This is a genomic window from Cellulomonas xiejunii (genome assembly GCF_024508315.1).
GTDB classification, from domain to species: Bacteria; Actinomycetota; Actinomycetes; order Actinomycetales; family Cellulomonadaceae; genus Cellulomonas; species Cellulomonas xiejunii.
The window spans coordinates 1,102,732-1,127,676 of the sequence record NZ_CP101987.1 but is presented as its reverse complement, the minus strand read 5'-3'; the positions used below and the strand labels follow the sequence as shown (position 1 = coordinate 1,127,676).

Genomic DNA, 24,945 nt, shown 5'->3' with positions numbered 1-24,945 from the left:
GGCACCCGCGTGGTTAGCCTGTTCCCATGAGCGAGATCTCCCCCGCGCGTGACCTGACCGGCGGCGCAGTCCCCAGCCTCGACCACCCCACGACCGACCCGTTCGACGTCGCCAGGATCGCCGCTGAGGTGATCGCGCGCCGCACCGGTGTCGAGAAGCACGACGTCGCGCTCGTGCTCGGGTCCGGGTGGGGCGGCGCGGCGGACCTGCTGGGCGAGACGGTCGCCGAGCTGCCGAGCCACGAGGTGCCGGGCTTCTCACGAGCGGCCGTCGCGGGGCACGTCGGCACGCTGCGCTCCGTGCGCATCGCGGGGGACGACGACCGCCCGGACCGGTACGCGCTGGTCCTGGGCTCACGTACCCACCTGTACGAGGGGCGCGGCGTCCGGCGCGTCGTCCACGGTGTGCGCACGGCGGCGGCCACGGGTGTCTCCACGGTCGTGCTGACCAACGGCTGCGGAGGCCTGAACCTCGGCTGGGCCCCGGGCACCCCCGTCCTCATCCGTGACCACATCAACCTGACGGCGACGTCGCCCCTCGAGGGAGCGACGTTCGTCGACCTGACCGACCTCTACTCCTCGCGCCTGCGCGCCGTGGCGCGCGAGGTCGACCCGTCGCTCGACGAGGGCGTGTACGTGCAGTTCCACGGGCCGCACTACGAGACTCCCGCGGAGGTCGCCATGGCGGGGCGGCTCGGCGGTGACCTGGTCGGCATGTCGACGACGCTCGAGGCGATCGCCGCACGGCACGCCGGTCTGGAGGTGCTCGGCATCTCGCTGGTCACCAACATGGCGGCAGGCATCAGCCCCGAGCCGCTCGACCACGAGGAGGTCCTCGAGGCCGGACGTGCCGCGGGACCGCGCATCAGCGCGCTGCTCGCCGATGTCGTCCGGCGGTTGTGAGGGGCACACTCATGACCGCGCCACCCGGGTGACCCGCCGCTAGGTTGGGGGGCGTGACCAGCGACCACGACGACGTGCTCCGCGGGGACGCTCCGCCGGCACCCCTGACCGACGAGCGCACGGGCACTGACGGCGACGGGTGGGCACGCCTCGTCACGCAGGTCGACGCCTGGGTCGCGGACGACCCCGACCCCGTCACCGCGGACGAGCTGACGGCCCTGCTGCGGGTGGCGCGCGAGACGCCCGAGCCGGGCGCGAGCGAGCCCGTCGCGCATCTGGTCCACCGTGACGCCGCAACGGCACGTGCCGAGCTGGAGGACCGGTTCTCCGGGCTCCTCCAGTTCGGCACGGCGGGCCTGCGCGGGGCCCTCGGCGGGGGACCGCACCGCATGAACCGCGCGGTCGTCATCCGCGCCGCGGCGGGGCTCGCGGACTTCCTGCTCGGCGAGCTCGAGGGCGCCACGCCCGCGCCGCGCGTCGTCGTCGGGTACGACGCCCGCCACAACTCGCACCGGTTCGCCCTGGACACCGCCGCGGTCATGACCGCCGTCGGCATCGAGGTGCTGCTGCTGCCGCGCGCGCTCCCCACGCCCGTGCTCGCGCGGGCCGTGCGCCGCTTCGACGCGGACGCGGGCGTCATGGTCACCGCGTCCCACAACCCGCCGCAGGACAACGGCTACAAGGTGTACCTGGGTGGGCGCGTCGTGACGGACGCGGGCCAGGGTGCGCAGATCGTGCCGCCCGCGGACACGGCGATCGCCGCCGCGATCGCGCGGGTGCCGTCGGTCGCGTCGGTGCCCCGCGCGTCGACCGGCTGGACGGTGCTCGGCGAGGACGTCGTCGACGAGTACGCACGCACGGCGGCGGCCGTGGCGCCGGACGGCGACGCCGACGCCCGTGCGCGCCTCAAGGTGGTCCTCACACCGCTGCACGGCGTCGGTGGGGCACTGACCAAGGACGTGCTCGCCCGCGCGGGCTTCGGGGACGTCACGCTCGTCGCCGAGCAGGCCGAACCGGACCCGGACTTCCCCACCGTCGCGTTCCCGAACCCGGAGGAGCCGGGTGCCACCGACCTCGCGCTCGCCCTCGCGTCGGCGATGCGGGCGGACCTGGTCGTGGCGGTCGACCCCGACGCGGACCGGTGCGCGGTCGCCGTGCTCGACCCGCGCGCTCACATCCCGGCCCGCGGGCCCGAGACGCCGCAGGCCGACGGCTGGCGCATGCTCACCGGCGACGAGGTCGGTGCGCTGCTGGGCGCGGACGCGGCGGACCGGCTGCGCACCGCCGGGTCCCCGGCGGGCTCCACGCCCACGCTCGCGTGCTCCATCGTGTCGTCCCGCCTGCTCGCGGCCGTCGCCGCCGCCGCTGGCCTGCGCTTCGCGTCGACGCTGACCGGGTTCAAGTGGATCTCCCGCGTCGACGGCCTGGTGTTCGGCTACGAGGAGGCCCTCGGCTACTGCGTCGACCCCGCGCACGTGCGCGACAAGGACGGCATGACCGCGGCCGTGCGCGTGTGCGACCTCGCGGCGCGGCTCGCGGCGCAGGGCCGCACCCTCGTCGACGCTCTCGACGACCTGGCGCGCGCGCACGGGCTGCACGCGACCGGGCAGGTCAGCGCCCGGTTCGCCGACCTCAGCCGGATCGGCGCCACCATGACGGCGCTGCGCGAGGCGCCGCCGGCGACCCTCGCCGGGTCGCCCGTGGTCGAGGTCGTCGACCTGGCCGCGGGCACCGACGACGACCGCGGGGGCCTGCCGCCCACCGACGGCCTCCGGCTGCTGACGGCCGACGGCACACGCGTCGTCGTCCGCCCGTCGGGGACGGAACCGAAGGTGAAGGCCTACCTCGAGGTCGTCGTCCCCGTTGCCGCGGACGCCGAGCGCGCGGAGCTGGACGCCGCCCACCGGACCGCGCGCCACCGCCTGGACGACCTCGCACGCGACGTGCGCACGGCGCTGGGCCTCGACGGGTCCTGACGCGTCAGCCCCGGCGCTCGCACCGCACCTGCGGGGCGGCCAGGGCGGCGTCGCTCTCGGCGGTCGCGTTGAACCCGATCGTGGCGCTGCCCCCGTTGGCGATCGAGCCGTTCCACGACAGGTTCTCGGCGGTGACGCTGCTGCCGCTGCGTGCGAACTCGGCGCCCCACCAGTCCACCATCTCGAGTCCGGCGGGCTGGGTCCACGTCAGCAACCAGCCGTGCACGTCCGGCGTCGTCGCCGTGACGGTGAGCTGGACCTGCGCCCCGCCGGGCCACGAGGTGACGATCTCGTACGTGGCCGTGCAGGCGCCCGCCGGCACTGCGGCGGGAGGCGCGGCCACCCCCGCTGAGGGCGGCGGCGGTGCGGCCGCCGAGGGGGTCGGTACGGAGCCCGGCCCTGCCGGCGTCGTGGAGCCGGCCTCGGCCCCGGGGGTCTCGCCCGGCACCGGCTCGGTCGTCGGGGCGACCTGGTCCCCGCTGTCGCTCAGCGTCGTCTCTCCCGGCGCGAACGGGGTGACGACGGGGTTGACGTCCGTGTCGACGGCCGTGGGGTCGCACACGGCACCCGCCCGGTACGACGTGTAGGCGCCCGCGTCGCACGTGAACCCGACGACCGCGTCGCCGCCGACGAGCACCGTGCCGGAGAGCCGCGCCGAGCCGCGCACGAGCGCGGCGTCCCGCACGACCACGTCACCGGTCAGCCGCGCACCCGGCTCCACCCACGCGCGGCCCTCGATGCGCACGCCCGGTCCGACCGTGGCGTCGCCGCGCACGACCGCTCCCGCGGCGACGTGGGCCGCCGGGTCGACGCTCGCGGCGTCGTCCACCCAGCCGCCGCCGTTCGGGTGCCGGTGACCGCCCTCGACCGCGGGCTCGCCGGGGTCGACCGACGCACCCGCGACACGGAACTCGTACGGGTAGCGCGTCACCTGGGCGAAGCTCTCCGCGCCCGTCGCGACGACCTCGCTGGGCGTGGCCGCCACGACCAGGTAGATCTCCGCCTCACCGGGGCGCAGCGCGAGGCGCAGCTCACCGTCGATCCCCTCGGTGACGGGGCTGTACCGCGGCCCTGTCGGGCCGACGGCGACGAGACCGAAGCTCCACCCGGGGTGGACGTCGGCGAGCTCCTGCGCGTGGCCGCGGACCCGCACCCGCACGTCGGCGCCCGAGCCGTCGGGCACGAGCCGCACCACCGTGTAGCCGTAGGCGGCAGGAGCCAGGGCACCGGTGACGCGGTGGTGCCCGGGGTCGTCCGGCGCGGGCTCGACGGGCGTCGTGCGGTGCGCGAGGAGCACGGGGTCGAGTCCCGCGACGAGGTCCCCGGGCCGGCCGGTGCCGGTGACGTCGCCGACCGCGGCCCGCATCGCGTACTGCGCGACACGGCGGTTCAGCGTGGACGCGTTCGACTGCGTGAGACGCGTGTAGGCGCCCAGGACGTGCTCGGTGTCCAGGGACCCGGTCCACAGGTCGCGGACGAGCATGGGCGAGGAGCGGTCGGCCAGGTGCTGCAGCAGCAGCCACCCGGCGGCTCCGTGACGAGCACTGCCCCACGCGAGCTGGGACGACCGGAGGTGGTCCGAGACGTCGGCGTGCTCCGTGGGCACGGCCAGCGTCGCGAGGTACGCCGACGCGGCCGGCCGCAGGGTGTCCGCCGCCTCGGGGGTCAGCCCGTGACCGGGGTGGGTGGCTTCCGTCACGCGCTGCAGCGTCTCGGCGACGCCGCGCGCGAGCTCCCACGGGGTTCCCGCGGGAACGCGGGCACGGGCGTCCTGCGTCGCGTCGGGCGGGGCGGTGACCGCGGGGCCGGTGACCGCGGGGCCGGTCACGGCCGGTGAGCTCACCGCCGCCGGGGGCGTGGTCGCGTCGTCCGCCGGCACCGGCGTGGCCGTGCGTGCGCCCGCGCCCGTCGCGCCGGTCGTCACGGACGACGCGATCACCTCGGGGCGGACCTGCAGCAGCGCGACACCGTCCACGACGCCGCCGCGGGTGAGCGGCGTCGCGCCGTCCGCGCCGGGGCCAGGGGCGCCCGACGCACCGGGCCCGATCGACCAGGTCCCGTCGACGACGACGACGACCTTGCGCGTCGCGAGCGGTCCGTCGGACGACCCCAGGCCCAGCACGTCCGCGTCGAGGGCGTACAGGGCCTGCAGCTGTGCGACGACGACCGCGGGGTCGAACCGCAGGCCCTGCGGTGCCCGCGTGGGGTCGGAGCCGGTGCGGTCACCCCACGCGAGGGCGACGTCGTCCCCCTCGAGCACGTGCGCGTCGACCCACGTGCTGCGCCAGCCCTCGGGCACGACGAGGGCCTTGGCCCCCGCCCTGCTGCCGCCGAACGCGCTCGCGAGGGCGGCGCCCAGGAGGAACGCGACGACGAGCGCCACGACGAGCGTGCCGCGCCTGATCCGGCTCATGTGCGCGTGCGTCTCCTCCCCGCAGGTGCGCTCGCCGTCAGGTCGTCGGTGGCACCAGCTCGTGGTCGTGGTCGTCGGCCACGAGCGAGTCGAACCCGGACGACCGTCCACCATCGTGCGCCCTCGGGCGTCCAGTCAATGCCCGCTTCGTCCGGGTCGACGCGCATTCACCCGTCCCGACGCCGAATTCTCACGTGCCTCTCATCACCGAGGGTCGTTCATGGCGCCGGGGTCAGTAGTCGCCGTCCGCCGTGACGCCCGCGAGCACCGCCGCGGTCCCCGACAGACCGAGCCGCGTCGCACCCGCCTGGACCATCGCCAGGGCGTCGGCGGCCGTGCGGACGCCGCCCGACGCCTTGACGCCGAGCCGACCGCCCACGGTGCGCGCCATGAGCTCGACCGCGTGGACGCTCGCCCCGCCGGCGGGGTGGAAACCCGTCGAGGTCTTGACGAAGTCCGCACCCGCGGCCTCCGCGGCCTGGCACACGCGCACGATCTCGTCGTCGGTGAGCGCCGCCGACTCGATGATGACCTTGAGCACGGTCGGCGCCGGCGCGGCGGCACGCACGGCCGTGATGTCCTGCTGGACGTCCGCGAACCGCCCTTCCTTGGCCGCTCCGACGTCGATCACCATGTCGACCTCGTCGGCGCCGTCACGCACCGCGCGCGCGGCCTCGGCCGCCTTGACCTCGCTGTGGTGCTTGCCCGACGGGAACCCGCAGACCGTCGCGACGAGCAGGTCAGGAGCGCCGTCGAGCCCGACGGGGATCTCCAGCGGCAGGAACGACGGCGAGACGCACACGGAGTACACGCCCAGCCGCACGCCCTCGGCGACGAGCGCCTCGACGTCCGCGCGGGTCGCCTCGGGCTTGAGCAGCGTGTGGTCGACGAGCCGCGCGAGCCCGACCGCGTCGATCGGACCGGGCGTCGTGGGTGTGTCGTCGGTGGTCATGCGCGGTGCCTCCCAGGGCTTTCGGTGCCCGGAGCGACCTCCGGGCGGGCGATGCGGTCGACGAGCGCACGGCGCTCGTCGTAGTTGAGGAACGTGTGCTGCGCCGCGGTCAGCGTGACGTCGACGACGTCGTCGATCGTCCACCCGGCCTCGCGGACGAGCAGACCGAGCTCGCGCGACAGCGACGTCCCGGACTGCAGGCGGTTGTCCGTGCTGATGGTGACCTCGAAGCCCGCCCGGCGCAGCAGCGTGACGGGGTGCTCGGCGACGGACGCCGCAGCCCCGGTCTGCACGTTCGACGACGGGCACACCTCGAGCGGGACGCGGCGGTCGCGGACCCAGTGCGCGAGGACGCCCAGACGCCACGTGCCGTCCGGCCCCTCCTGCACGTCGTCCGCGACGCGCACGCCGTGCCCGAGGCGCACGGCGCCGGCCACGTGCAGGGCCTGCGCGATCGAGTCCAGGCCGTCGGCCTCCCCCGCGTGGACGGTGGCAGGGAAGCTCGCGTCACGCAGGAGGCGGAAGGCCGCGGCGTGCAGCGACGGCGGGAAGCCCTCCTCGGGGCCCGCGATGTCGAACCCCACGACGCCGGCGTCCCGGTTCGCCAGCGCGAGCGCCGCGATCTCGCCCGACCGGTCGGCCTGCCGCATCGCGGACAGCACCTGGACGACGCGGATCTCGTGCCCGTCGGCCGCCGCGAGCTGCATGCCCTCGGCGAGGCCCTCGCGCACCGCGTCGACGACCTGCTGCAGCGTCAGGCCGGCCTGCTGGTGCTGCTCGGGCGCGTAGCGCTCCTCGGCGTACACGACGCCGTCGGCGGCCAGGTCGAGCACGGCCTCGCGGGCGACCCGGCGCAGCCCGTCCGCCGTCTGCATGACGGCGAGCGTGTGCACGAAGGTCTCGAGGTACCGCGGCAGGGAGCCCGACCCGGCGGCGTCGACGAACCACCGGCCCAGCTCCTGCGGGTCGGTCGTCGGCAGGTCGTGACCGGTCGCGGCAGCCAGCTCGACGACCGTCGCGGGACGCAGTCCGCCGTCGAGGTGGTCGTGCAGCAGGACCTTCGGCAGCGCACGCAGCGCCTCGTCCAGGCCGTCAGGAAGGTCCGCAGGTGTCACGCGTCGGTGTCCCCGTCCTCGATCGGGACCTCGACGGCCTGCTCGACGACGTCGGCCTCCGTGGCACGACCCTCGCGGTCGGCGCGCGGGAAGTGCGGCGTGTACTCCTCGGCCTCGCCGGAGTCCGGGACGTCGGTCTCGTCGACGTCCGTCAGGCGCAGGGGCACCTCGACGTCGGTGGGCGCCAGCCCGGCGTCACGCCAGGACTCGTGTCCGGGAACGGTGCTCATGGCTCCTCCTGAGGGTGGTCGGTCGTCGGCAGTGCGTTCCTCATCGTGGCCCGGGCACGCGGACCCCGCGACCCCGCCGCTGCGGCGTCAGTGGGCGGCGACGCGGTCGAGCACCAGGGGACGGCGCTCTCCCGCCGCACCGTGGGCGTCGACGACGACACCGCCCTCGAGTGCCTCGCGCGCACGCGCGAACCGCTCAGGAGTGTCCGTGTGGAGCGTCAGCAGCGGCTGCCCGGCGCGCACCCGGTCACCGGGACGGGCGTGGATCTCGACGCCCGCACCCGCCTGCACGGGGTCCTCCTTGCGCGCACGCCCGGCGCCCAGGCGCCAGGCCGCGACGCCGACGGCGTACGCGTCGAGGGCCGTCAGGACCCCGTCGTGCTCGGCGAGGACCTGCTCCTGCTCGCGCGCGACGGGCAGCTCCGCGTCCGGGTCACCGCCCTGCGCGGCGATCATGCGGCGCCACACGTCCATCGCGCGTCCGTCGGCCAACGCCGCCGCCGGGTCGGCGTCGGGGCGTCCCGCGGCGTCGAGCATCTCGCGCGCGAGCGCGACGGTCAGCTCGACGACGTCCTGCGGCCCACCGCCGGCCAGGACCTCGACCGACTCCCGGACCTCGAGCGCGTTGCCGGCCGTCAGGCCCAGCGGTACCGACATGTCGGTGAGCAGCGCGACCGTCCGCACCCCCGCGTCGGTCCCGAGCTCGACCATCGTGCGGGCCAGCTCGCCCGCGCGCTCGACGTCCTTCATGAACGCGCCCGACCCGACCTTGACGTCGAGCACGAGGGAGCCGGTGCCCTCCGCGATCTTCTTGCTCATGATGGAGCTCGCGATGAGCGGGATCGCCTCGACCGTGCCCGTCACGTCACGCAGCGCGTACAGCTTGCGGTCGGCGGGCGCCAGGCCGGAGCCCGCCGCGCAGATGACGGCGCCCACGTCCTCGAGCTGGCGCATCATCTCGTCGTTGCTCAGGGCCGCGCGCCAGCCGGGGATCGACTCGAGCTTGTCGAGCGTGCCACCGGTGTGGCCCAGCCCGCGGCCGGACAGCTGCGGCACCGCGACGCCGAAGACCGCGACCAGCGGGGCCAGCGGCAGCGTGATCTTGTCCCCCACGCCGCCCGTCGAGTGCTTGTCGGCCGTCGGGTGCGAGAGCCCCGAGAAGTCCAGGCGCTCGCCGCTGGCGATCATGGCGCCCGTCCAGCGGGCGATCTCGGCCCGGTCCATGCCGTTGAGCAGGATCGCCATCGCGAGCGCGGACATCTGCTCGTCGGCGACGACGCCGCGCGTGTACGCGTCCAGCACCCAGTCGATCTGCGCGTCCGTCAGACGCCGCCCGTCACGCTTCGCGACGATGACGTCGACCGCGTCGAACTGCTCGCTCATGCCTGCTCCTCAGCCTGTGCGACCGCACGCTCCGTGAGGTCGTGCGGCCCGAACGCGTCGGGCAGCACCTGCGTCATGGGACGGATCCCGCTGACGGTCTCGACCAGCAGGTCCGGCCCGCCGTGCTCGTACAGCAGCTGCCGGCAGCGCCCGCACGGCATCAGGACGTCGCCGCGCCCGTCGACGCACGTGAACGCCACGAGCCGTCCGCCGCCCGTCACGTGCAGCATCGAGACGAGCGCGCACTCCGCGCACAGGCCCACGCCGTAGGACGCGTTCTCCACGTTGCACCCGACGACGACACGACCGTCGTCGACGAGCGCCGCCGCACCCACGGGGAACGACGAGTACGGCGCGTACGCACGGGTCATGACGGTGCGCGCTGCGTCGCGCAGGGCGTCCCAGTCGATCGGCGGGATGGTGGTCGTGCTGCTCACGCGTGCCTCACTTCACGTAGGGGACGCCCTCGGCGGCGGGCGCGCGCACGCGACCGGCGAACCCGGCGACGGCGAGGATCGTGACGATGTACGGGGTCATGAGCAGGAGCTGCGGTGGGACCGAGCTGCCGATCGTGCCGAGCACGGTCCGCAGGTTGTCGGCGAACCCGAACAGCAGCGCGGCGGCGACCGCGCCCTTCGGGCTCCACCGTCCCAGGATCATCGCGGCCAGCGCGATGAAGCCGCGACCACCGGTCATCTCCTTGCCGAACGCCAGGCCCGACGCCACGGTGAAGAACGCGCCACCGAGACCGGCGACCGCCGAGCCGAGGATCGCGTTGCGCACGCGCGTGCGGTTGACGTCGATACCGACCGTGTCGGCCGCCTTCGGGTGCTCCCCCACCGCACGCACGCGCAGGCCCCAGCGGCTGCGGAACAGGTACACCTGGAGCGCGGCGACGATGACGTACATGAGGTACACCAGCAGCGTCTGGCGGAACAGGATCGGGCCGATCACCGGGATCTGCGACAGCACCGGGATCGGCAGCACCGGCAGCGACTGCCGGGCGTTCCACGTCGACGGGTCCTCGGACAGCACGGTCGAGAACAGGAAGCTGGTCAGACCCACGACGAGCACGTTGAGCACGACGCCGACGATGATCTGGTTGACCTGGTAACGCACCGCGAAGAACACCAGGAGGGTACCGACGAGCGCACCGGCGATCGGCGCCGCGATCAGGCCCATGTAGGCGCTGGCCGTGAGCGAGCCGACGACCGCGGCGAGGAACGCGCCGGCGAGCAGCTGCCCCTCGATCGCGATGTTGACGATGCCGACGCGCTCGCACACGACGCCCGAGAGCGCGCCGAAGATCAGCGGCGTGGCCAGGAAGAGGGTGCCGGTGGCGATCGACGTGAGCGGGATGACCGTCGCCCGGCCGGCACCCGCGAACGTGAGGAACGCGAGCAGCAGGGCGACACCGAACACGACGGGCAACCACATGCCCGTGCGGCGCCCTGCGCGGGTCGCCCACACGGAGTACGCGGCGAGCCCCACGGCGACGAGCACGAGCACCCAGACCGCCGCGGCGGCCGGCACGTCGAACGTCGGGATCGCGAAGAAGTCGGTGCTCGTGGACAGCCGGAAGCGGGTGACGCCGTCCGGTGTGCGCAGGGGCATCCACACGAGCGCGATCAGGGCGACGACCCCGTACGCGATCGACGCGCGGTACCGCGGGCGGGCCGCGACGGCGGCGTCCGGCGCGGGTGCCGGCGGGCTGGAGACGGGAGCTGCCAGGCTCATGCGACGGCCTCCGAGGTCGACCGGCGGCTCCCCGGGGCGGGGAGCCGGAACACGGCGCGCACGAGCGGTGGCGCCGCGATGAACAGGACGATGAGGGACTGCAGCACCAGGACGATGTCGATGGGGGTCCCGGTGCGGGTCTGCATGAGGCGTCCGCCGGCGGCGAACGCGCCGAACAGGATGCCGGCCAGGACGGTGCCCAGGGGCTTGGAACGGCCGAGCAGCGCCACGGTGATGGCGTCGAACCCGATGCTGCCCGCGATGGCCGCCGTGAGCGTGCGCTCCGTGCCGAGCAGCTGCATGCTGCCCGCGAGCCCTGCGAGGGCACCCGCGACGACCATCACCCACACGGTGACCCACGGCACCGACATGCCGGCAGTCCGTGCGGCGTGCGGGTTGGAGCCCACGGCCCGGAACCGGAACCCGAGCGTCGAGCGCTCCATGAGCCACCACACGCCGACCGCCGCCAGCAGCGCCAGCGGGAAGCCGAGGTGCAGCCGGAACGGCGCTCCCAGCAGCTGCGGGAGCATCGCGGTGTCCGCGACGGCGCGCGCGACCTGCGGCGTCGCCGAGCGGAACGTCGCCGTCGTCAGGAGGTACAGGACCCCGAAGATGGCGATGTTGTTGAGCATGATCGTGACGATCACCTCGTGCGCGCCGGTGCGCGCCTTCAGCACACCCGCGATCGCGGCCCACAGGGCACCGCCGACGATCCCGCCGACGAGTGCGACCACGAGGTGCGCACCGACCGGCAGGTCGAGCGTGAACCCGATCCAGGACGCGAAGACGGCACCCAGCGTGATCTGGCCCTGCGCACCGATGTTGAAGAGCCCGGAGCGGAAGCCGATGCCCACCCCGAGACCGGCGAGGATCAGCGGCACGGAGATGGTCAGCGTCTCGGTGATCGGGCGGAGCGCGCGCTGCGGCGTGGCCGCCGTCCAGTCGAACACCGCCCCCTGGAACAGGGCGACGTAGGCGGAGGACACGCTCTGCCACACGGCGACGAAGAAGTCCGACGGGCGCGCGAACAGGTAGCCCGCGGCACGCTGGACGTCGGGATCCGCGCCGGCGATGAGCACGCCGCCGATCACGAGCGCCAGGACGATCGCGCACACGGTCATGAGCCACGACCCGGACAGCACGTCCCGCAGGAGGTCGGTGCCCGCCGGACGGCGGGTCTCCTCCGGCGCGGGTACGGCCGCGGGGGGCGTCCCGGTCTCACTCATCGGGTCTCCTCCTCGGAGGTGGTGGCGTCGTCGACCGGTGCGTCGACCGGTGCGTCGACCGGTGCGTCGACCGGTGCGTCGACCGGTGCGTCGACCGGTGCGTACGCGGCGGGAGCGTCGAGGTCCGCGGCGCCGAGCAGCGTGTGGTGCTGCGACGCCTGCTGGGTCGCCTCCTCGAGCGGAACGCCGGCCATCATCAGGCCGAGCACGTCGCGGTCGGTGTCACCGGGGACCACGCCGACCACGCGGCCGCGGTACATCACCGCGACGCGGTCGGCGAGCGCCGCCACCTCGTCGAGCTCGGTCGAGACGATCACGACGGCCGTGCCGCGGTCACGCTCGGCCACGATCCGCTGGTGGACGAACTCGATCGAGCCGACGTCGAGCCCGCGGGTCGGCTGCGAGGCCACCAGCAGGCGCAGCGGGCGGGACATCTCCCGCGCCAGCACGACCTTCTGCTGGTTGCCGCCGGACAGGGTGCCCGCCGTCGCATCGACGGAGCCGGTGCGGACGTCGAACTCGGCGACCCGCTTCTCGGCGTTCGAGCGCAGGGCCTGCCGGTCGATCGCACCGGCCCGCGAGTACGGGGCCTGGTCGACCACGTCGAGGACGAGGTTCTCCTGGATCGAGAAGTCCGCGATGACGCCGTCGGTGCTGCGGTCCTCGGGGACGAACCCCAGCCCGGCGCGCAGCCGGTCGCGCACCGACGTGCCGGTGAGGTCCGTACCGTCGAGGAGCACCGAGCCGGCCGTGGGCTCGACGAGCCCCAGCACGGCGTGCGCGAGCTCGGTCTGCCCGTTGCCCTGCACGCCGGCCACCGCGACGATCTCGCCGGCCGCCACCTCGAGGTGGACGCGGTCGACCACGGGGGTGCCGGCAGGGTTCAGAACGGTGAGCCCGTCGACGCGCAGGACGACGTCGCCCGGCGTGGCGGGTGCCTTCTCGACACCGAGGGACACGGCGCGCCCGACCATGAGCGACGCGAGCTCGGACTCCGGGGCGGACGGGTCGGCGCTGCCGACCACGCGTCCGCGACGGATGACCGTGATGCGGTCGGCGACGGCGCGGACCTCACGGAGCTTGTGGGTGATGAAGAGGATCGAGGTGCCGGCCGCCCGCAGCTGCCGCATGATCTCGATGAGCTCGTCGGTCTCCTGCGGGGTGAGCACAGCGGTGGGCTCGTCGAGGATGAGGATGCGGGCGTCGCGCGAGAGCGCCTTGATGATCTCGACCCGCTGCTGGACGCCGACGGGCAGGTCCTCGACCATCGCGTCGGGGTCGACGTGGAAGCCGAACCGCGCGGCCACCTCCCTCACCTGGTCGCGAGCGCGCGCGGGGTCGATGAGGCCGGCTCGGGCCGTCGGCTCGTGACCGAGCGCGACGTTCTCCGCGACCGTGAAGACCGGGACCAGCATGAAGTGCTGGTGGACCATCCCGATGCCGGCGGCCATGGCGTCGGCCGGTCCTGCGAAGGTCACCGGCTCGCCGTCGAGCAGGATCTGTCCCTCGTCGGGGCGGTACAGGCCGTAGAGCACGTTCATCAGCGTGCTCTTGCCGGCGCCGTTCTCGCCCAGCAGTGCGTGGATCTGGCCGGGTTCCACCACGAGGTCGATCGCGTCGTTCGCGGTGAACGACCCGAACCTCTTGGTGATGCCCCGCAGCTCGAGCCTCATGCGACCCGCTCCCCGTTCGTCGTGGTCCGCCCGGTGCCGTGGAACGCCGGGCGACTGCGGCCGGTGCCTTCGTCGCGACCGTACACGCGACGTGGACCGGCGACGGCCCGGGTGGGAGGACCCACCCGGGCCGTCATCGTTCAGATGCTGTCGGTCCTGGTCGCCGTCAGGGGGCGTTCGGGGACTCGACGACCAGCTCGCCCGAGATGATCTGCTCGCGCAGCTCGTCGATGCGGGTCTGGACGTCCGCGGGGACCGCGTCCTCGAAGTCGTGGAACGGCGCGATGCCGACGCCCTCGTTCTCCAGCGTGCCGACGTACGGCTCGTTGGTGAACTCGCCGTCAGCGGCCTGGCTGATCGAGTCGTAGACGGCCTGGCCGATCTCCTTCATGACGGACGTGAGGATGATCGAGCCGTACTCGGTGGACTCGTAGCCGTCCGAGTCGACCCAGATGAGCTTGGCCGTGCCACCGGCGGCCTCGATCGCTGCGGCGGCACCCAGGCCGACCGGACCGGCGACGGGCATGATGATGTCCGCGCCCTGGTCGAGGAAGCCCTGCGTGATGCTCTGGCCGTTGGCCTGGGTCTCGAAGTCGCCGGAGAACTGGCCCTCCTGCGTCGCCTTGTCCCAGCCGAGCAGCTGGACGGACTCGCCCGAGTCCTCGTTCCACTGCGCGATGCCGTCCGCGAAGCCGTCCATGAAGATCTGGACCGACGGGATCGGCAGGCCGCCGAACGTGGCGACGGTGCCGGTCTCGGTCGTCGCACCGGCGACGTACCCCGCGAGGAACGCGGCCTCTGCCGTGTTGAACAGCAGCGGCTTGGCGTTGTCCAGCACGATCGTGTTGAAGTCGTCGTCCGAGAACGACGAGTCGATGAGGCCGAACTCGATGTCCGGGTTGGCCTCGGCGGCCGCCTGGATCGCCGGCTCGAGCAGGAAGCCGACGCCGATGATGTAGTTGCAGCCGTCCTGCACGAGCGAGTCGATGTTGGGGGCGTAGTCGGCGTCTGCCGTCGACTCCACGGCGTTCACGTCGACGCCCAGCTCGTCACCGGCACGCTCGAGGCCCTCGAACCCGGACTGGTTGAAGGACTTGTCGTCCCAACCGCCCTGGTCGGACACCATGCACGCACGGAAGTCGGAGGCCGCGGGGGCCGCGGACCCGGAGGCGTCCGGCGTCTCGTCGGGGGCACTACCACATGCCGCGAGCGTGAGCGCGAGCGCCCCGCCCAGCGCGGCCACTCGGATGGTCTTCTTCACGACAGTCTCCTGCGTCTCGTCGTCGCGCACTCCGGATGTCCGCCCGTCTCGCAGTGCTTCCTCGCACTCCGGACGTCCACGGCACCGTTCGGCTTGAACATCATGGACACTAGGCAACCGCCGGTGACGGCGGTGTTACCGATGGGTATCCAGGCAGGTTCCGTGATGAATCTGCAACCTGCCGCCGCCTCTCGTCGCGCTGGCTGCTACGCGACTCGCGCAGTCAGGGCCGCGACCGTCGCCCTGCCAGGTACGCGGACCGGGCGAGCAGCAGGGCGCCGGCCTCGATCGCGCGCTCGTCGACGCGCAGATCGCCCTGGTGGATGTCGTACGTGTGGCCCCCGGGGGTGCGCGTCCCCAGCCGCGCCAGAGCGCCCGGCACCTTGGTCAGGTACCACGCGAAGTCCTCCCCGCCGAGCGACTGCTCGGTGAGCCGCACCGCGTCCGGACCCAGCACGTCGCGGGCCGCGTCCTCCAGGACGGCCGTGCTCTCTGCCCGGTTCTCCACGGGGGGCACACCCCGCTGGTGCTTCACCTCGACCTCGACGCCCAGCGGGTGCACGACGTCGGTGACGGCCTGCTCGAAGACCGCCGACGCGCGCTCCCACGCCCGCACGTCCAGGCACCGCAGCGTGCCCATCACCGCACCCGTCGCCGGGATCGCGTTGTGGACGCTGCCCGCATGCACGGCGCCCCACGTCAGGTTCACGCCGGACCGGGGGTCCAGCCGACGTCCCAGGACCGCCGGGACCTGCGTGATCACCTGGCCGAGCGCGAACACCACGTCACCCGTCAGGTGCGGTCGCGACGTGTGGCCGCCACCACCCGTGAGGGTCACCGTCACCTCGTCCGAGGCCGACGTGATGGGCCCGATGCGGGTGCCGACCAGGCCGACGTCGAGCTTCGGGTCGCAGTGCACCGAGAAGATCTCGCCGACACCGTCCAGGCCGCCCTCGTTGATCACGTCGATGGAGCCGCCCGGCTGCACCTCCTCCGCCGGCTGGAACACCAGCCGCACCCCGACCTCCAGCAGGCCCTCGGCCGCCAGCCTGGCCAGCGCGAGACCCGCGCCGAGCACGACGGTCGTGTGCACGTCGTGGCCGCAGGCGTGCACGACGCCACGGTGCGTCGACGCCCACGGCAGCCCGCACGTGTCCGGCAGTGGCAGCCCGTCGAGGTCGGCCCGCAGCGCGATACGACGCACGCCCGACGAGGCGACCGTCGGGCCGATGTCGCACCACAGCCCGGAGCCGGTCAGCAGGTGCGGCGTCAGGCCCGCCGCGCGCAGGCGCTCCGCGACGACCCGCGTCGTGCGCTCCTCCGTGCGCGCCAGCTCGGGGTGCGCGTGCAGGTCGCGGCGGAACGTCACCAGCTCCGCGCGGAGCTCGTCGAGCGTCGCGGCGAGCTTTCGTGCCACCGGGTTGGCGGGCTCCGGCGCGAGCGTGCGCAGCGGCAGCACGTCCTGCGCGCTCACGGGCACGGACTGCTGGTCGGCGGCGGGGGCAGGCATCCCCCGAGGGTATCGCCGTGGGCGACAGGCATGGCGGTGACGTCCACGAGGACCCCGGGCGGGTCCGGGCGCGTCACAGCAGGTCGTCGCGCCCGCGCTCGCGCCAGGCGTCGACCGCCTCCTTGACCTGCTGCGCGTGCGCGCGTGTCGTGACGAGCAGCGCGTCGGGCGTGTCGACCACGACCGCGTCGGGCACGCCGACGACGCTGACGGTGCGACCCCCGGTCGTCACGAGGGCGCCGTCGGAGTCGATGCGCAGGACGAGGTCCGCCTCCCCCAGCGTCGCGGCACCGCCCTCCTCGTCGCCGAGCAGCGTGCCGAGCGACGCGAAGTCACCGATGTCGTCCCAGCCGAACGTCCCGGGCACGACCGCGACGCCGCCCGCGGCGGCGACGGGCTCGGCGATCGCGTGGTCGATCGCGATCTTGGTCAGCCCGGGCCACGTGTCCGCCAGGCGCGCGTCCCGGTCCGGCGTGTCCCACGCCGCCGCGATGCGCCGCAGGCCGTCGTGCAGCGCGGGCAGCTGTGCCGCCAGGTGCTCGAGGAGCACGACAGCCCGCACGACGAACATGCCCGCGTTCCAGCTGTACTCCCCCGTGGCCAGGTACTGCGCGGCAGTCGGGGCGTCGGGCTTCTCCGTGAAGCCGACGGCGCGCAGCGCGTGCGGTGCGCCGGGCGCCCCGAGCGGGGCACCGCCACGCACGTAGCCGAACGCGGTCGACGGCTCGGTCGCGCGGATGCCGACGGTGACGACCGCGCCCGTGCGCGCTGCGGCGACCGCCTCGCGGATCGTCGCCCCGAACGCGTCGAGGTCGGTGATGACGTGGTCGGCGGCGAACGAGCCGAGGATGACGTCCGGGCCGTGCCGCTCGACGAGCACGGCCGCCGCCAGGCCGATCGCGGCCATCGAGTCCCGCGGGCTCGGCTCGGCCAGCACGTTCGCGGCGCCGAGGTCGGGCAGCTGCTGCACGACCGCGTCCGCGTGCCGCGCCCCTGTCACCACGAGCACGTTCCCGGGCCCGGTCAGCGGCAGCAGCCGGTCGACCGTGCCCTGCAGCAGGGTCCGCCCCGCGCCCGTGAGGTCGAGGAGGAACTTGGGGTACCCGGACCGCGACAGCGGCCACAGTCGGGTCCCGGCACCGCCTGCGGGGACGACGGCATGGAAATCGGCGATCGGCGCGTCCGGCATGCGCCCACGGTACCCGCCGGCACGGGACGTCCCGCACCGCCCCCGACCTGCGGACGAGGGCCCCGCGGGACCACGGACCGAGGTCCCAGACCCCCCTGCTGGCCTGTGGGGTTGGTCACAAACTGGCCTTCCGGTGGCCTTGCTGCCCATGCGTGCGGCGGCCGGGGGGACCTGGTCATTACAGTGAGGGGACGTCCAGGACATCGCCGTCCAAACGCGAACTCGCCTCAGGAGGCCCCCACCGTGTCCTCAGCGCCCACCGCGCCATCGCGGCCGGCCGGAACGCTCTACCGCGGGCGTGAAGGCATGTGGTCCTGGGTCGCGCACCGCATCACCGGTTTCGCGATCTTCTTCTTCCTGCTCGTGCACGTCCTGGACACCGCGCTCGTGCGCGTGTCGCCCGAGGCCTACAACGACGTCATCGGGACGTACAAGAACCCGATCATGGGCCTCGGTGAGGCCGGCCTCGTCCTGGCGATCGTGTTCCACGCCTTCAACGGCATCCGGCTGATCCTGGTCGACTTCTGGGCCAAGGGCCCGAAGTACCAGCGCCAGATGCTGTGGGTCGTCGTCGCCCTGGTCGCCGTGACGATGGCGGGCTTCCTGCCGCGTCACCTCATGAACGTCTTCGGGGGCCACTGATGAGCACCATCGCCGATCCCAAGGCCCCGCGCGCCTCGCGCCCCGGCCCGTCGCGGCGCACCACGCGCGGCAACTTCGAGCTGTACGGCTGGGTGTTCATGCGCGCGTCGGGTGTCGTCCTGATCGTGCTGGTCTTCGGTCACCTGTTCGTCAACCTGATCCAGGGCGAGGGCATCAGCGCCATCGACTTCGGCTTCGTCGCGGGCAAGTGGGCCTCGCCGTTCTGGCAGGTCTGGGACCTGCTCATGCTGTGGCTCGCCATGCTGCACGGCACCAACGGCGTGCGCACGATCATCAACGACTACGCCGAGAAGGACGCCACGCGTCTGGTGCTCAAGCTCGCCCTGTACGTCGCGACCGTCGTGGTCATCGTGCTGGGCACGCTGGTGATCTTCACGTTCGACCCGTGCCCCCCGAACAGCCCGACGAGCCTCCTGCCGTCGTTCTGCACGGCCTGACCCACCGGACGCCCAGCAAGGAAGGCCTCACAGCCGATGCAGACCCACCAGTACGACGTCGTCATCGTCGGCGCGGGCGGCGCCGGGATGCGTGCCGCGCTCGAGTCCTCGACGCGCGTGCGCACCGCCGTGATCTCCAAGCTCTTCCCCACCCGCTCCCACACCGGCGCGGCGCAGGGCGGTATGTGCGCCGCGCTGGCCAACGTCGAGGAGGACAACTGGGAGTGGCACACGTTCGACACCGTCAAGGGCGGTGACTACCTGGTCGACCAGGACGCCGCCGAGGTGATGGCCAAGGAGGCCATCGACGCGGTGCTCGACCTGGAGAAGATGGGCCTGCCGTTCAACCGCACGCCCGAGGGCCGCATCGACCAGCGCCGGTTCGGCGGGCACACGCGCAACCACGGCGAGGCCGCCGTGCGTCGCTCCTGCTACGCGGCGGACCGCACGGGCCACATGATCCTGCAGACGCTGTACCAGCAGTGCGTGAAGAACGACGTCGAGTTCTTCAACGAGTTCTACGTCCTCGACCTGCTGGTCGACCACGACCTGGCCACGGGCGACGTGCCCGACGGTGAGGAGGTCAACGCGACCGGCGTCGTGGCGTACGAGCTGGCCACGGGTGAGATCCACGTCTTCCAGGCCAAGGCGGTCGTCTTCGCGACCGGTGGCGCGGGCAAGATCTACAAGACGACGTCGAACGCCCACACCCTCACCGGTGACGGCATGGCGCTGGCGTACCGGCGCGGCATCCCGCTGGAGGACATGGAGTTCTTCCAGTTCCACCCGACGGGCCTGGCGGGCCTCGGCATCCTGCTCTCGGAGGCCGCCCGCGGCGAGGGCGGCATCCTGCGCAACTCCGACGGCGAGCGCTTCATGGAGCGCTACGCCCCGACGATCAAGGACCTCGCGCCGCGCGACATCGTCGCCCGCTCGATGGCCAACGAGGTGCGCGAGGGCCGCGGGGCGGGGCCGAACAAGGACTACGTCCTGCTCGACCTGACGCACCTCGAGCCCGCGCACATCGACGCCAAGCTGCCCGACATCACGGAGTTCGCTCGGACGTACCTCGGCATCGAGCCGTACACCGAGCCGGTGCCCGTGTACCCGACGGCGCACTACGCGATGGGGGGCATCCCCACCAACATCGAGGGCGAGGTGCTGCGCAACGCCACCGACGTCATCAAGGGCCTGTACGCCGCCGGCGAGGTCGCCTGCGTCTCCGTGCACGGGTCGAACCGCCTGGGCACCAACTCGCTGCTCGACATCAACGTGTTCGGCAAGCGGGCCGGCAAGGCCGCCGCCGCGTACGCCGCCGCCGCGCCGTTCGTCGAGCTGCCGCCGAACCCGGCGACGCGCGTCGAGGCCGAGCTGGAGACGATCCGCACGCGGCCCGACGGCGAGCGCGTCGCGGACATCCGCCGCGCGCTGCAGGAGACGATGGACGCGAACGCGCAGGTGTTCCGCACGTCCGAGTCGCTCACGCAGGCCCTCGCCGACATCAAGGGGCTGCGCAAGCGGTACGAGGCGGTGTCGGTGCAGGACAAGACCCGCACCTTCAACACCGACCTGCTCGAGGCGGTCGAGCTCGGCTTCCTGCTCGACATCGCCGAGACGGTGGTCGTCGGGGCCCTCAACCGCGAGGAGTCCCGTGGCGGGCACTTCCGCGAGGACTTCCCGGACCGCGACGACTCGCGGTTCATGCAGCACACGATGGCGTATCGCCGTCCGGTCGCCGCGGGTGCTGCCGGCACCGTCTCCGGTGCCGGCGCGTTCGCCCGGGCCGAGACGTTCGACGGCTACCAGGTGGTCCTCGGAGCCAAGCCCGTCACCGTCACCCGCTACCAGCCGATGGAGCGCAAGTACTGATGACCACCACCGTGGACGCACCCGCAAGCGAGGTCGGCGCCGTGCCGTCCTTCCAGGTCACGCTGAAGATCCGGCGGTTCCTGCCGGCGGACGAGGACATGCCGGCGTTCGGCGAGGCCTTCGTCGCGGAGCCGCGCTGGGACGAGTTCACGGTCGAGGTCCACGGCACCGACCGCGTGCTCGACGCGCTGCACAAGATCAAGTGGGAGCACGACGGCTCGCTGACGTTCCGCCGCTCGTGCGCCCACGGCATCTGCGGGTCCGACGCCATGCGGATCAACGGCCGCAACCGGCTCGCGTGCAAGACGCTCCTCAAGGACCTCGACCCGTCCAAGCCGATCACGGTCGAGCCCATCAAGGGCCTGCCGGTGGTCAAGGACCTGGTCGTCGACATGGAGCCGTTCTTCGCCTCCTACCGCGAGATCATGCCGTTCCTCATCACCACGGGCACCGAGCCGACCAAGGAGCGCCTGCAGTCCCCGACGCAGCGCGAGCGGTTCGACGACACCACGAAGTGCATCCTGTGCGCCGCGTGCACGTCGTCGTGCCCCGTGTTCTGGACCGACGGCCAGTACTTCGGCCCCGCGGCGATCGTCAACGCGCACCGCTTCATCTTCGACTCGCGCGACGAGGGCGGCACGCAGCGTCTGGAGATCCTCAACGACAAGGAGGGCGTGTGGCGCTGCCGCACGACCTTCAACTGCACCGAGGCCTGCCCGCGCGGCATCGAGGTGACGAAGGCGATCCAGGAGGTCAAGCGCGCGATGATCACGCGCGCCTTCTGAGCCGGATTCCCGGTGACGCCCCGCGCGCGGTGCACCATCATGGCGCGGTGCCCGTCGACGACCTGACCTCGCTGCTCGCCACGCTCCCCCGCTACGTCGAGCCCGAGCCGCCCGCACCCGAGGTGCGGCTGCCCGGCGGCAACGTGGGCGGCGCGGTGCGGGCCGGGGGCACGGTGCGCCGTCCGGTAGGCCCGTGGACGCCGGCCGTGCACGCGCTGCTCGCCCACCTGCGTGCGCGCGGCCTCGACGGCGTGCCGGCGCCGTTGGGCATCGACGCGCTGGGACGCGAGGTGCTCGAGCACCTGCCCGGTGAGGTCGTCGACCTCGCCGAGGTCACCGACGCGCGGCTGGCGTCGGGCGCGGCATGGCTCGCCCGGTACCACGCGGCCGTCGCCGACCTGCGTCCCGGTCGCGTGCGGTGGCGCTTCGAGGAGCGCGACCTGGCCCCCGGGGAGATCGTGTGCCACCACGACGCCACGATGTACAACATGCTGGTCGCCCGGCCGGGCGCGGACCAGATCGTCGGAGTCGTGGACTGGGACGTCGCCGGGCCGGGCGTGCCGCTGGACGACCTCGCGATGCTCGCCTGGAGCGGGGTCCCCTTCTACGCCGACCCCGGCCCCGCGCGCGGCGCGCACCGCCTGCGCGTGCTCGCCGACGCCTACGGGCGCGAGGCGGCGGCGTCGGGCGCGGCGGCACCGTCCGCGGTGGACGTCGCGCACCACGTCGTGAGCCGCATGGCCGCCTCGACCGACCGGATCGCCGCGGGCCAGGAGGCCGGCGACGAGGGCATGCTCAACCTGCTGAAGGTGGGCGAGCCCGACCGCACGCGTGCACAGCTGCGCGACTACGTCGACCGGCTGCCCGCCCTGCTCGCGGCCCTGACGCCCACGGGCTGACCCTCAGGACACGTCGCCAGGGGTCTCCTGCACCGCCTCGGGCGCCGGCGGGTCGGCGGTCCAGGCCGCGGCGAGCAGGACGATCCGCGCGATGACGTTGGTCCACAGCAGCAGGACGACGATCACCGCGAAGGACGCGAGCACCGGGTTGCGCTGCACGGTCCCGGCGACGACGGACGTCCCCAGCAACCGGACGACACCCAGCCCTGTCGCGGCGATCGCCGCGCCTCCCAGCAGGTCCCTGCGCGGGGGCGTCTGGCCGGCGAGGACCCGCACCACCATCACGAAGACGGCGGCGTCGACGACGAACGCGACGGCGATGCCGACGACCCGGACGACCACCCCGGACCCGTCCGACCAGCCCACCGCGTCCAGCAGCCAGTCGGCCGCCGTCGTCGCCGCGAGGCCGAGCACGGCCGACAGGAGCACCGCGAGCGCGAAGCCGACGAACCCACCGAGCTCGCGCAGCTTGCCGGCGACGAGCGTGACCGCGTCGTGCGCACCGAACATGGCGCGCACGGCGGTGCGCAGCGCCGCGCTCGCCGAGATCGCACTGAAGACCAGGACGCCCACCGCCACGACGCTCGCGATGCTCAGGCCGGGGCTCAGGACCAGGTCGTCCGGCTTGAGCACGCCGGTGCCGTCCCCGGTGTCGACGAGCCCGGGCAGGGACTCCCCGACCGTGCGCAGCACGGTCTCGCGCAGCTCGGCGTTGCCACCGAGCACCGCCATGAACGCGGTGTAGCCGATGGTGAGGCCCGCGAAGACCGAGAACAGCGCGGTGTACGCGAGGCCACCGGTGAGCAGGCCGCCGCCCGCCTGCCCGAACCGCGCGTTGGCGCGCGCCACGCGGGTCTGCTGCCACCAGGCCACGAGCGCCTGCGCGCGCTGGACGAGGCCGGGGAAGCCGGGCTTCCACCGGGGTCCGGCCCCCGGGTCCGGCGCGCCCTCGGTCGCGCGCACGTGCGCTGCGCCCGCACCCGCCGGCGGTGCCACGACGGTTCTCTCGTGCCGGGTGGTGCGACGCTCCATGCGAGCGAACCTACGGGTGGTCCTGTCCGGCGGCATCCGCGAGGGCCCCGACGGCGCCGAGCACGAACCGCTGCGCCGGACGCCACGCCGTGCCGTCGTGGACGAACCGGTGCACGTGCGTGACGTCGAACCCGGCCTCGTACGACGCCATCTCGGCCTGTGCCGTGTCGAGCGCCTCGTCGTCGACGTCGTGCGCGACGGTGACGTGCGGGTGGTACGGGAAGTGCGCCTCGACCTGCAGAGGGCCGGAGCGCACCGCCGCCTCCAGCGCGGCGCACTGCTCCTCACCCTCGGTGAGCGCCACGAACACGACGGGCGAGACCGGGCGGAAGGTGTCCGTGCCGCGCAGCTGCACGCGGAAGGGGCGGTGACCGGCGACCGTGCGCGCGAGGTGCGCGTCGAGCTCGTCGAGCCGGTCCTCCGCGACGGGGGTCGGCCCGATGAGGGTCACGTGCGGCACGACGTTGCGGCCCTCGGGATCCCCGAGCCGTACCCGCGCGTCGTGCAGCTGGCCGCAGAACGGCTCCGGGACCGCGATGGCGACCCCGACGACGATCTCCCCCGCACCCGCCCGCGGGAGCCTCACGCCCGGACCCGGCGCGCGGGGAGCAGACCCGACCGGTCGTAGACCCGCTCGAGCGTGGGGGTCGCCAGCTCACGGGCGCGTGCCGCACCGTCGGCGAGGACGTCGTCGAGCGCCGTCGGGTCGGCGAGGTAGTGCCGCACCCGCTCCTGGAACGGGGTGAGGAAATCCACCACGACGTCCGCGAGGTCCTTCTTGAGGTCCCCGTACCCCTTGCCCTCGTAGTCGGCCTCGAGCGACTGGACGGTCCGCCCCGACAGCGCCGAGAAGATCGTCAGCAGGTTCGACACCCCGGGCTTGGCCGCGGGGTCGAAGCGGATCTCCCGTTCGGCGTCCGTGACGGCCGACCGGATGCGCTTGGCGACGACCTTCGGGTCGTCGAGCAGCTCGATGAGCCCGTTGGGGCTCTCGGCGGACTTGCTCATCTTGGAGGTGGGGTCCTGCAGGTCGTAGATCTTGGCCGTCGCGGAGACGATGTACGGCTCGGGGACGACGACGGTGCCCTGGCCGAAACGCGCGTTCATGCGCTGCGCGAGGTCACGCGTCAGCTCCAGGTGCTGCCGCTGGTCCTCCCCGACGGGGACGAGCGCCGTGTCGTACAGCAGGATGTCGGCTGCCATCAGCACGGGGTACGTGAACAGGCCGACGGTCGTGCCCTCGGAGCCCTGCTTGGCCGACTTGTCCTTGAACTGCGTCATGCGGCCGGCCTCACCGAAGCCGGTGTGGCAGGACAGGATCCAGGCGAGCTCGGCGTGCTCCGGCACGTGCGACTGGACGAACAGGATCGAGCGCTGAGGGTCGACCCCCGCGGCGAGGTACTGCGCGGCGGTGCGGCGCGTCCGCTCACGCAGCACCTGGGGATCCGGTCCGACGGTGAGGGCGTGCAGGTCGACGACGCAGTAGATCGCGTCGTGGGTGTCCTGCAGCGCGACCCACTGGGTCAGCGCGCCCAGGTAGTTGCCGAGCTGGAGCGAGTCCGACGTCGGCTGCATGCCCGAGAAGATGCGCCCGCCCGCGGTCGACGGCGTGGCGGGCTGCGTCGTGGACAGCACCTGGGTCATGCGCGGGCCTCCTGAGGTGATCGGCCGTCGGCCGGATGTCATGCGTGAG

At 73.4% G+C, this 24,945-nt stretch carries 22 protein-coding genes; 7 read left to right on the top strand and 15 right to left on the bottom strand.

Translation table 11 applies throughout. The features are described from left to right. The first annotated feature begins 26 nt into the window (after window positions 1-26). Both NP048_RS05260 and NP048_RS05255 read left to right on the top strand, forming a co-directional pair. Window positions 27-902 carry a purine-nucleoside phosphorylase gene (locus NP048_RS05260; RefSeq protein ID WP_227578433.1) on the top strand — a complete coding sequence of 292 codons (876 nt, stop codon included), beginning with the start codon at window positions 27-29 and terminating at the stop codon, window positions 900-902. A gap of 104 nt (window positions 903-1,006) precedes the next feature. Then, window positions 1,007-2,878: a phospho-sugar mutase gene (locus NP048_RS05255; RefSeq protein ID WP_227578509.1), complete on the top strand. Its 1,872-nt coding sequence runs from the start codon at window positions 1,007-1,009 to the stop codon at window positions 2,876-2,878. 4 nt (window positions 2,879-2,882) lie between these two features. On the opposite strand, the gene NP048_RS05250 is transcribed toward NP048_RS05255, so the two are convergent. From NP048_RS05250 to NP048_RS05195, 12 genes are all read right to left on the bottom strand, one after another. After that, window positions 2,883-5,291 carry a DUF6055 domain-containing protein gene (locus tag NP048_RS05250; RefSeq protein ID WP_227578432.1) on the bottom strand — a complete coding sequence of 803 codons (2,409 nt, stop codon included), beginning with the start codon at window positions 5,289-5,291 and terminating at the stop codon, window positions 2,883-2,885. A 232-nt stretch (window positions 5,292-5,523) separates the two neighbouring features. Then, window positions 5,524-6,243: a deoxyribose-phosphate aldolase gene (gene deoC, locus NP048_RS05245; RefSeq protein ID WP_227578431.1), complete on the bottom strand. Its 720-nt coding sequence runs from the start codon at window positions 6,241-6,243 to the stop codon at window positions 5,524-5,526. After that, window positions 6,240-7,358, bottom strand: coding sequence for an adenosine deaminase (locus NP048_RS05240; RefSeq protein WP_227578430.1), 1,119 nt, complete (start codon window positions 7,356-7,358; stop codon window positions 6,240-6,242). Before NP048_RS05240 ends, deoC begins: the two co-directional genes overlap by 4 nt. Continuing rightward, complete coding sequence (locus NP048_RS05235) at window positions 7,355-7,588, bottom strand: hypothetical protein (RefSeq protein WP_227578429.1); 234 nt, start codon at window positions 7,586-7,588, stop codon at window positions 7,355-7,357. The genes NP048_RS05240 and NP048_RS05235 overlap by 4 nt, the downstream gene beginning before the upstream one ends. Window positions 7,589-7,675: 87 nt before the next feature. Continuing rightward, window positions 7,676-8,971 carry a thymidine phosphorylase gene (locus NP048_RS05230; RefSeq protein WP_227578428.1) on the bottom strand — a complete coding sequence of 432 codons (1,296 nt, stop codon included), beginning with the start codon at window positions 8,969-8,971 and terminating at the stop codon, window positions 7,676-7,678. Further along, window positions 8,968-9,408 (bottom strand): cytidine deaminase, encoded by a 441-nt coding sequence (locus tag NP048_RS05225; protein ID WP_256769449.1) that lies wholly within the window; start codon window positions 9,406-9,408, stop codon window positions 8,968-8,970. The genes NP048_RS05230 and NP048_RS05225 overlap by 4 nt, the downstream gene beginning before the upstream one ends. A gap of 7 nt (window positions 9,409-9,415) precedes the next feature. After that, window positions 9,416-10,708 (bottom strand): ABC transporter permease, encoded by a 1,293-nt coding sequence (locus NP048_RS05220; protein WP_227578427.1) that lies wholly within the window; start codon window positions 10,706-10,708, stop codon window positions 9,416-9,418. Then, on the bottom strand, window positions 10,705-11,934 hold the full coding sequence (locus NP048_RS05215) for an ABC transporter permease (protein WP_227578426.1): 1,230 nt from the start codon (window positions 11,932-11,934) through the stop codon (window positions 10,705-10,707). Before NP048_RS05215 ends, NP048_RS05220 begins: the two co-directional genes overlap by 4 nt. Continuing rightward, window positions 11,931-13,607, bottom strand: coding sequence for an ABC transporter ATP-binding protein (locus NP048_RS05210; RefSeq protein ID WP_227578425.1), 1,677 nt, complete (start codon window positions 13,605-13,607; stop codon window positions 11,931-11,933). Before NP048_RS05210 ends, NP048_RS05215 begins: the two co-directional genes overlap by 4 nt. A gap of 166 nt (window positions 13,608-13,773) precedes the next feature. Then, entirely contained in the window at window positions 13,774-14,868 is a 1,095-nt protein-coding gene (locus tag NP048_RS05205; RefSeq protein ID WP_227578424.1) for a BMP family lipoprotein, read from the bottom strand. A gap of 223 nt (window positions 14,869-15,091) precedes the next feature. Then, window positions 15,092-16,378: an amidohydrolase gene (locus NP048_RS05200; protein ID WP_227578423.1), complete on the bottom strand. Its 1,287-nt coding sequence runs from the start codon at window positions 16,376-16,378 to the stop codon at window positions 15,092-15,094. A 73-nt stretch (window positions 16,379-16,451) separates the two neighbouring features. Beyond that, complete coding sequence (locus NP048_RS05195) at window positions 16,452-17,567, bottom strand: mannose-1-phosphate guanylyltransferase (protein WP_227578422.1); 1,116 nt, start codon at window positions 17,565-17,567, stop codon at window positions 16,452-16,454. A gap of 243 nt (window positions 17,568-17,810) precedes the next feature. On the opposite strand from NP048_RS05195, the gene sdhC reads away from it, so the two are divergent. From sdhC to NP048_RS05170, 5 genes are read left to right on the top strand one after another with little or no spacing between them, the layout of a single operon-like run. Then, window positions 17,811-18,209: a succinate dehydrogenase, cytochrome b556 subunit gene (gene sdhC, locus NP048_RS05190; protein ID WP_227578421.1), complete on the top strand. Its 399-nt coding sequence runs from the start codon at window positions 17,811-17,813 to the stop codon at window positions 18,207-18,209. Beyond that, a complete protein-coding gene (locus NP048_RS05185; protein WP_227578420.1) occupies window positions 18,209-18,667 on the top strand; it encodes a succinate dehydrogenase hydrophobic membrane anchor subunit in 459 nt (152 codons plus the stop codon). The genes sdhC and NP048_RS05185 overlap by 1 nt, the downstream gene beginning before the upstream one ends. A 36-nt stretch (window positions 18,668-18,703) precedes the next feature. After that, window positions 18,704-20,536: a succinate dehydrogenase flavoprotein subunit gene (gene sdhA, locus NP048_RS05180; protein WP_227578419.1), complete on the top strand. Its 1,833-nt coding sequence runs from the start codon at window positions 18,704-18,706 to the stop codon at window positions 20,534-20,536. Beyond that, on the top strand, window positions 20,536-21,321 hold the full coding sequence (locus NP048_RS05175) for a succinate dehydrogenase iron-sulfur subunit (protein ID WP_227578418.1): 786 nt from the start codon (window positions 20,536-20,538) through the stop codon (window positions 21,319-21,321). The genes sdhA and NP048_RS05175 overlap by 1 nt, the downstream gene beginning before the upstream one ends. A 47-nt stretch (window positions 21,322-21,368) precedes the next feature. Next, window positions 21,369-22,220, top strand: coding sequence for a phosphotransferase (locus NP048_RS05170; RefSeq protein WP_227578417.1), 852 nt, complete (start codon window positions 21,369-21,371; stop codon window positions 22,218-22,220). A 3-nt stretch (window positions 22,221-22,223) separates the two neighbouring features. Here NP048_RS05170 and NP048_RS05165 read toward each other — a convergent pair whose 3' ends face one another. The 3 genes from NP048_RS05165 to trpS are packed head-to-tail and all read right to left on the bottom strand — an operon-like array spanning window position 22,224 to window position 24,896. Then, on the bottom strand, window positions 22,224-23,252 hold the full coding sequence (locus NP048_RS05165; protein WP_227578416.1) for a YihY/virulence factor BrkB family protein: 1,029 nt from the start codon (window positions 23,250-23,252) through the stop codon (window positions 22,224-22,226). Window positions 23,253-23,262: 10 nt separating this feature from the next. Further along, window positions 23,263-23,838 carry a 2'-5' RNA ligase family protein gene (locus tag NP048_RS05160; RefSeq protein WP_227578415.1) on the bottom strand — a complete coding sequence of 192 codons (576 nt, stop codon included), beginning with the start codon at window positions 23,836-23,838 and terminating at the stop codon, window positions 23,263-23,265. After that, on the bottom strand, window positions 23,835-24,896 hold the full coding sequence (gene trpS / locus NP048_RS05155) for a tryptophan--tRNA ligase (protein ID WP_227578414.1): 1,062 nt from the start codon (window positions 24,894-24,896) through the stop codon (window positions 23,835-23,837). The genes NP048_RS05160 and trpS overlap by 4 nt, the downstream gene beginning before the upstream one ends. Window positions 24,897-24,945: the final 49 nt, after the last annotated feature.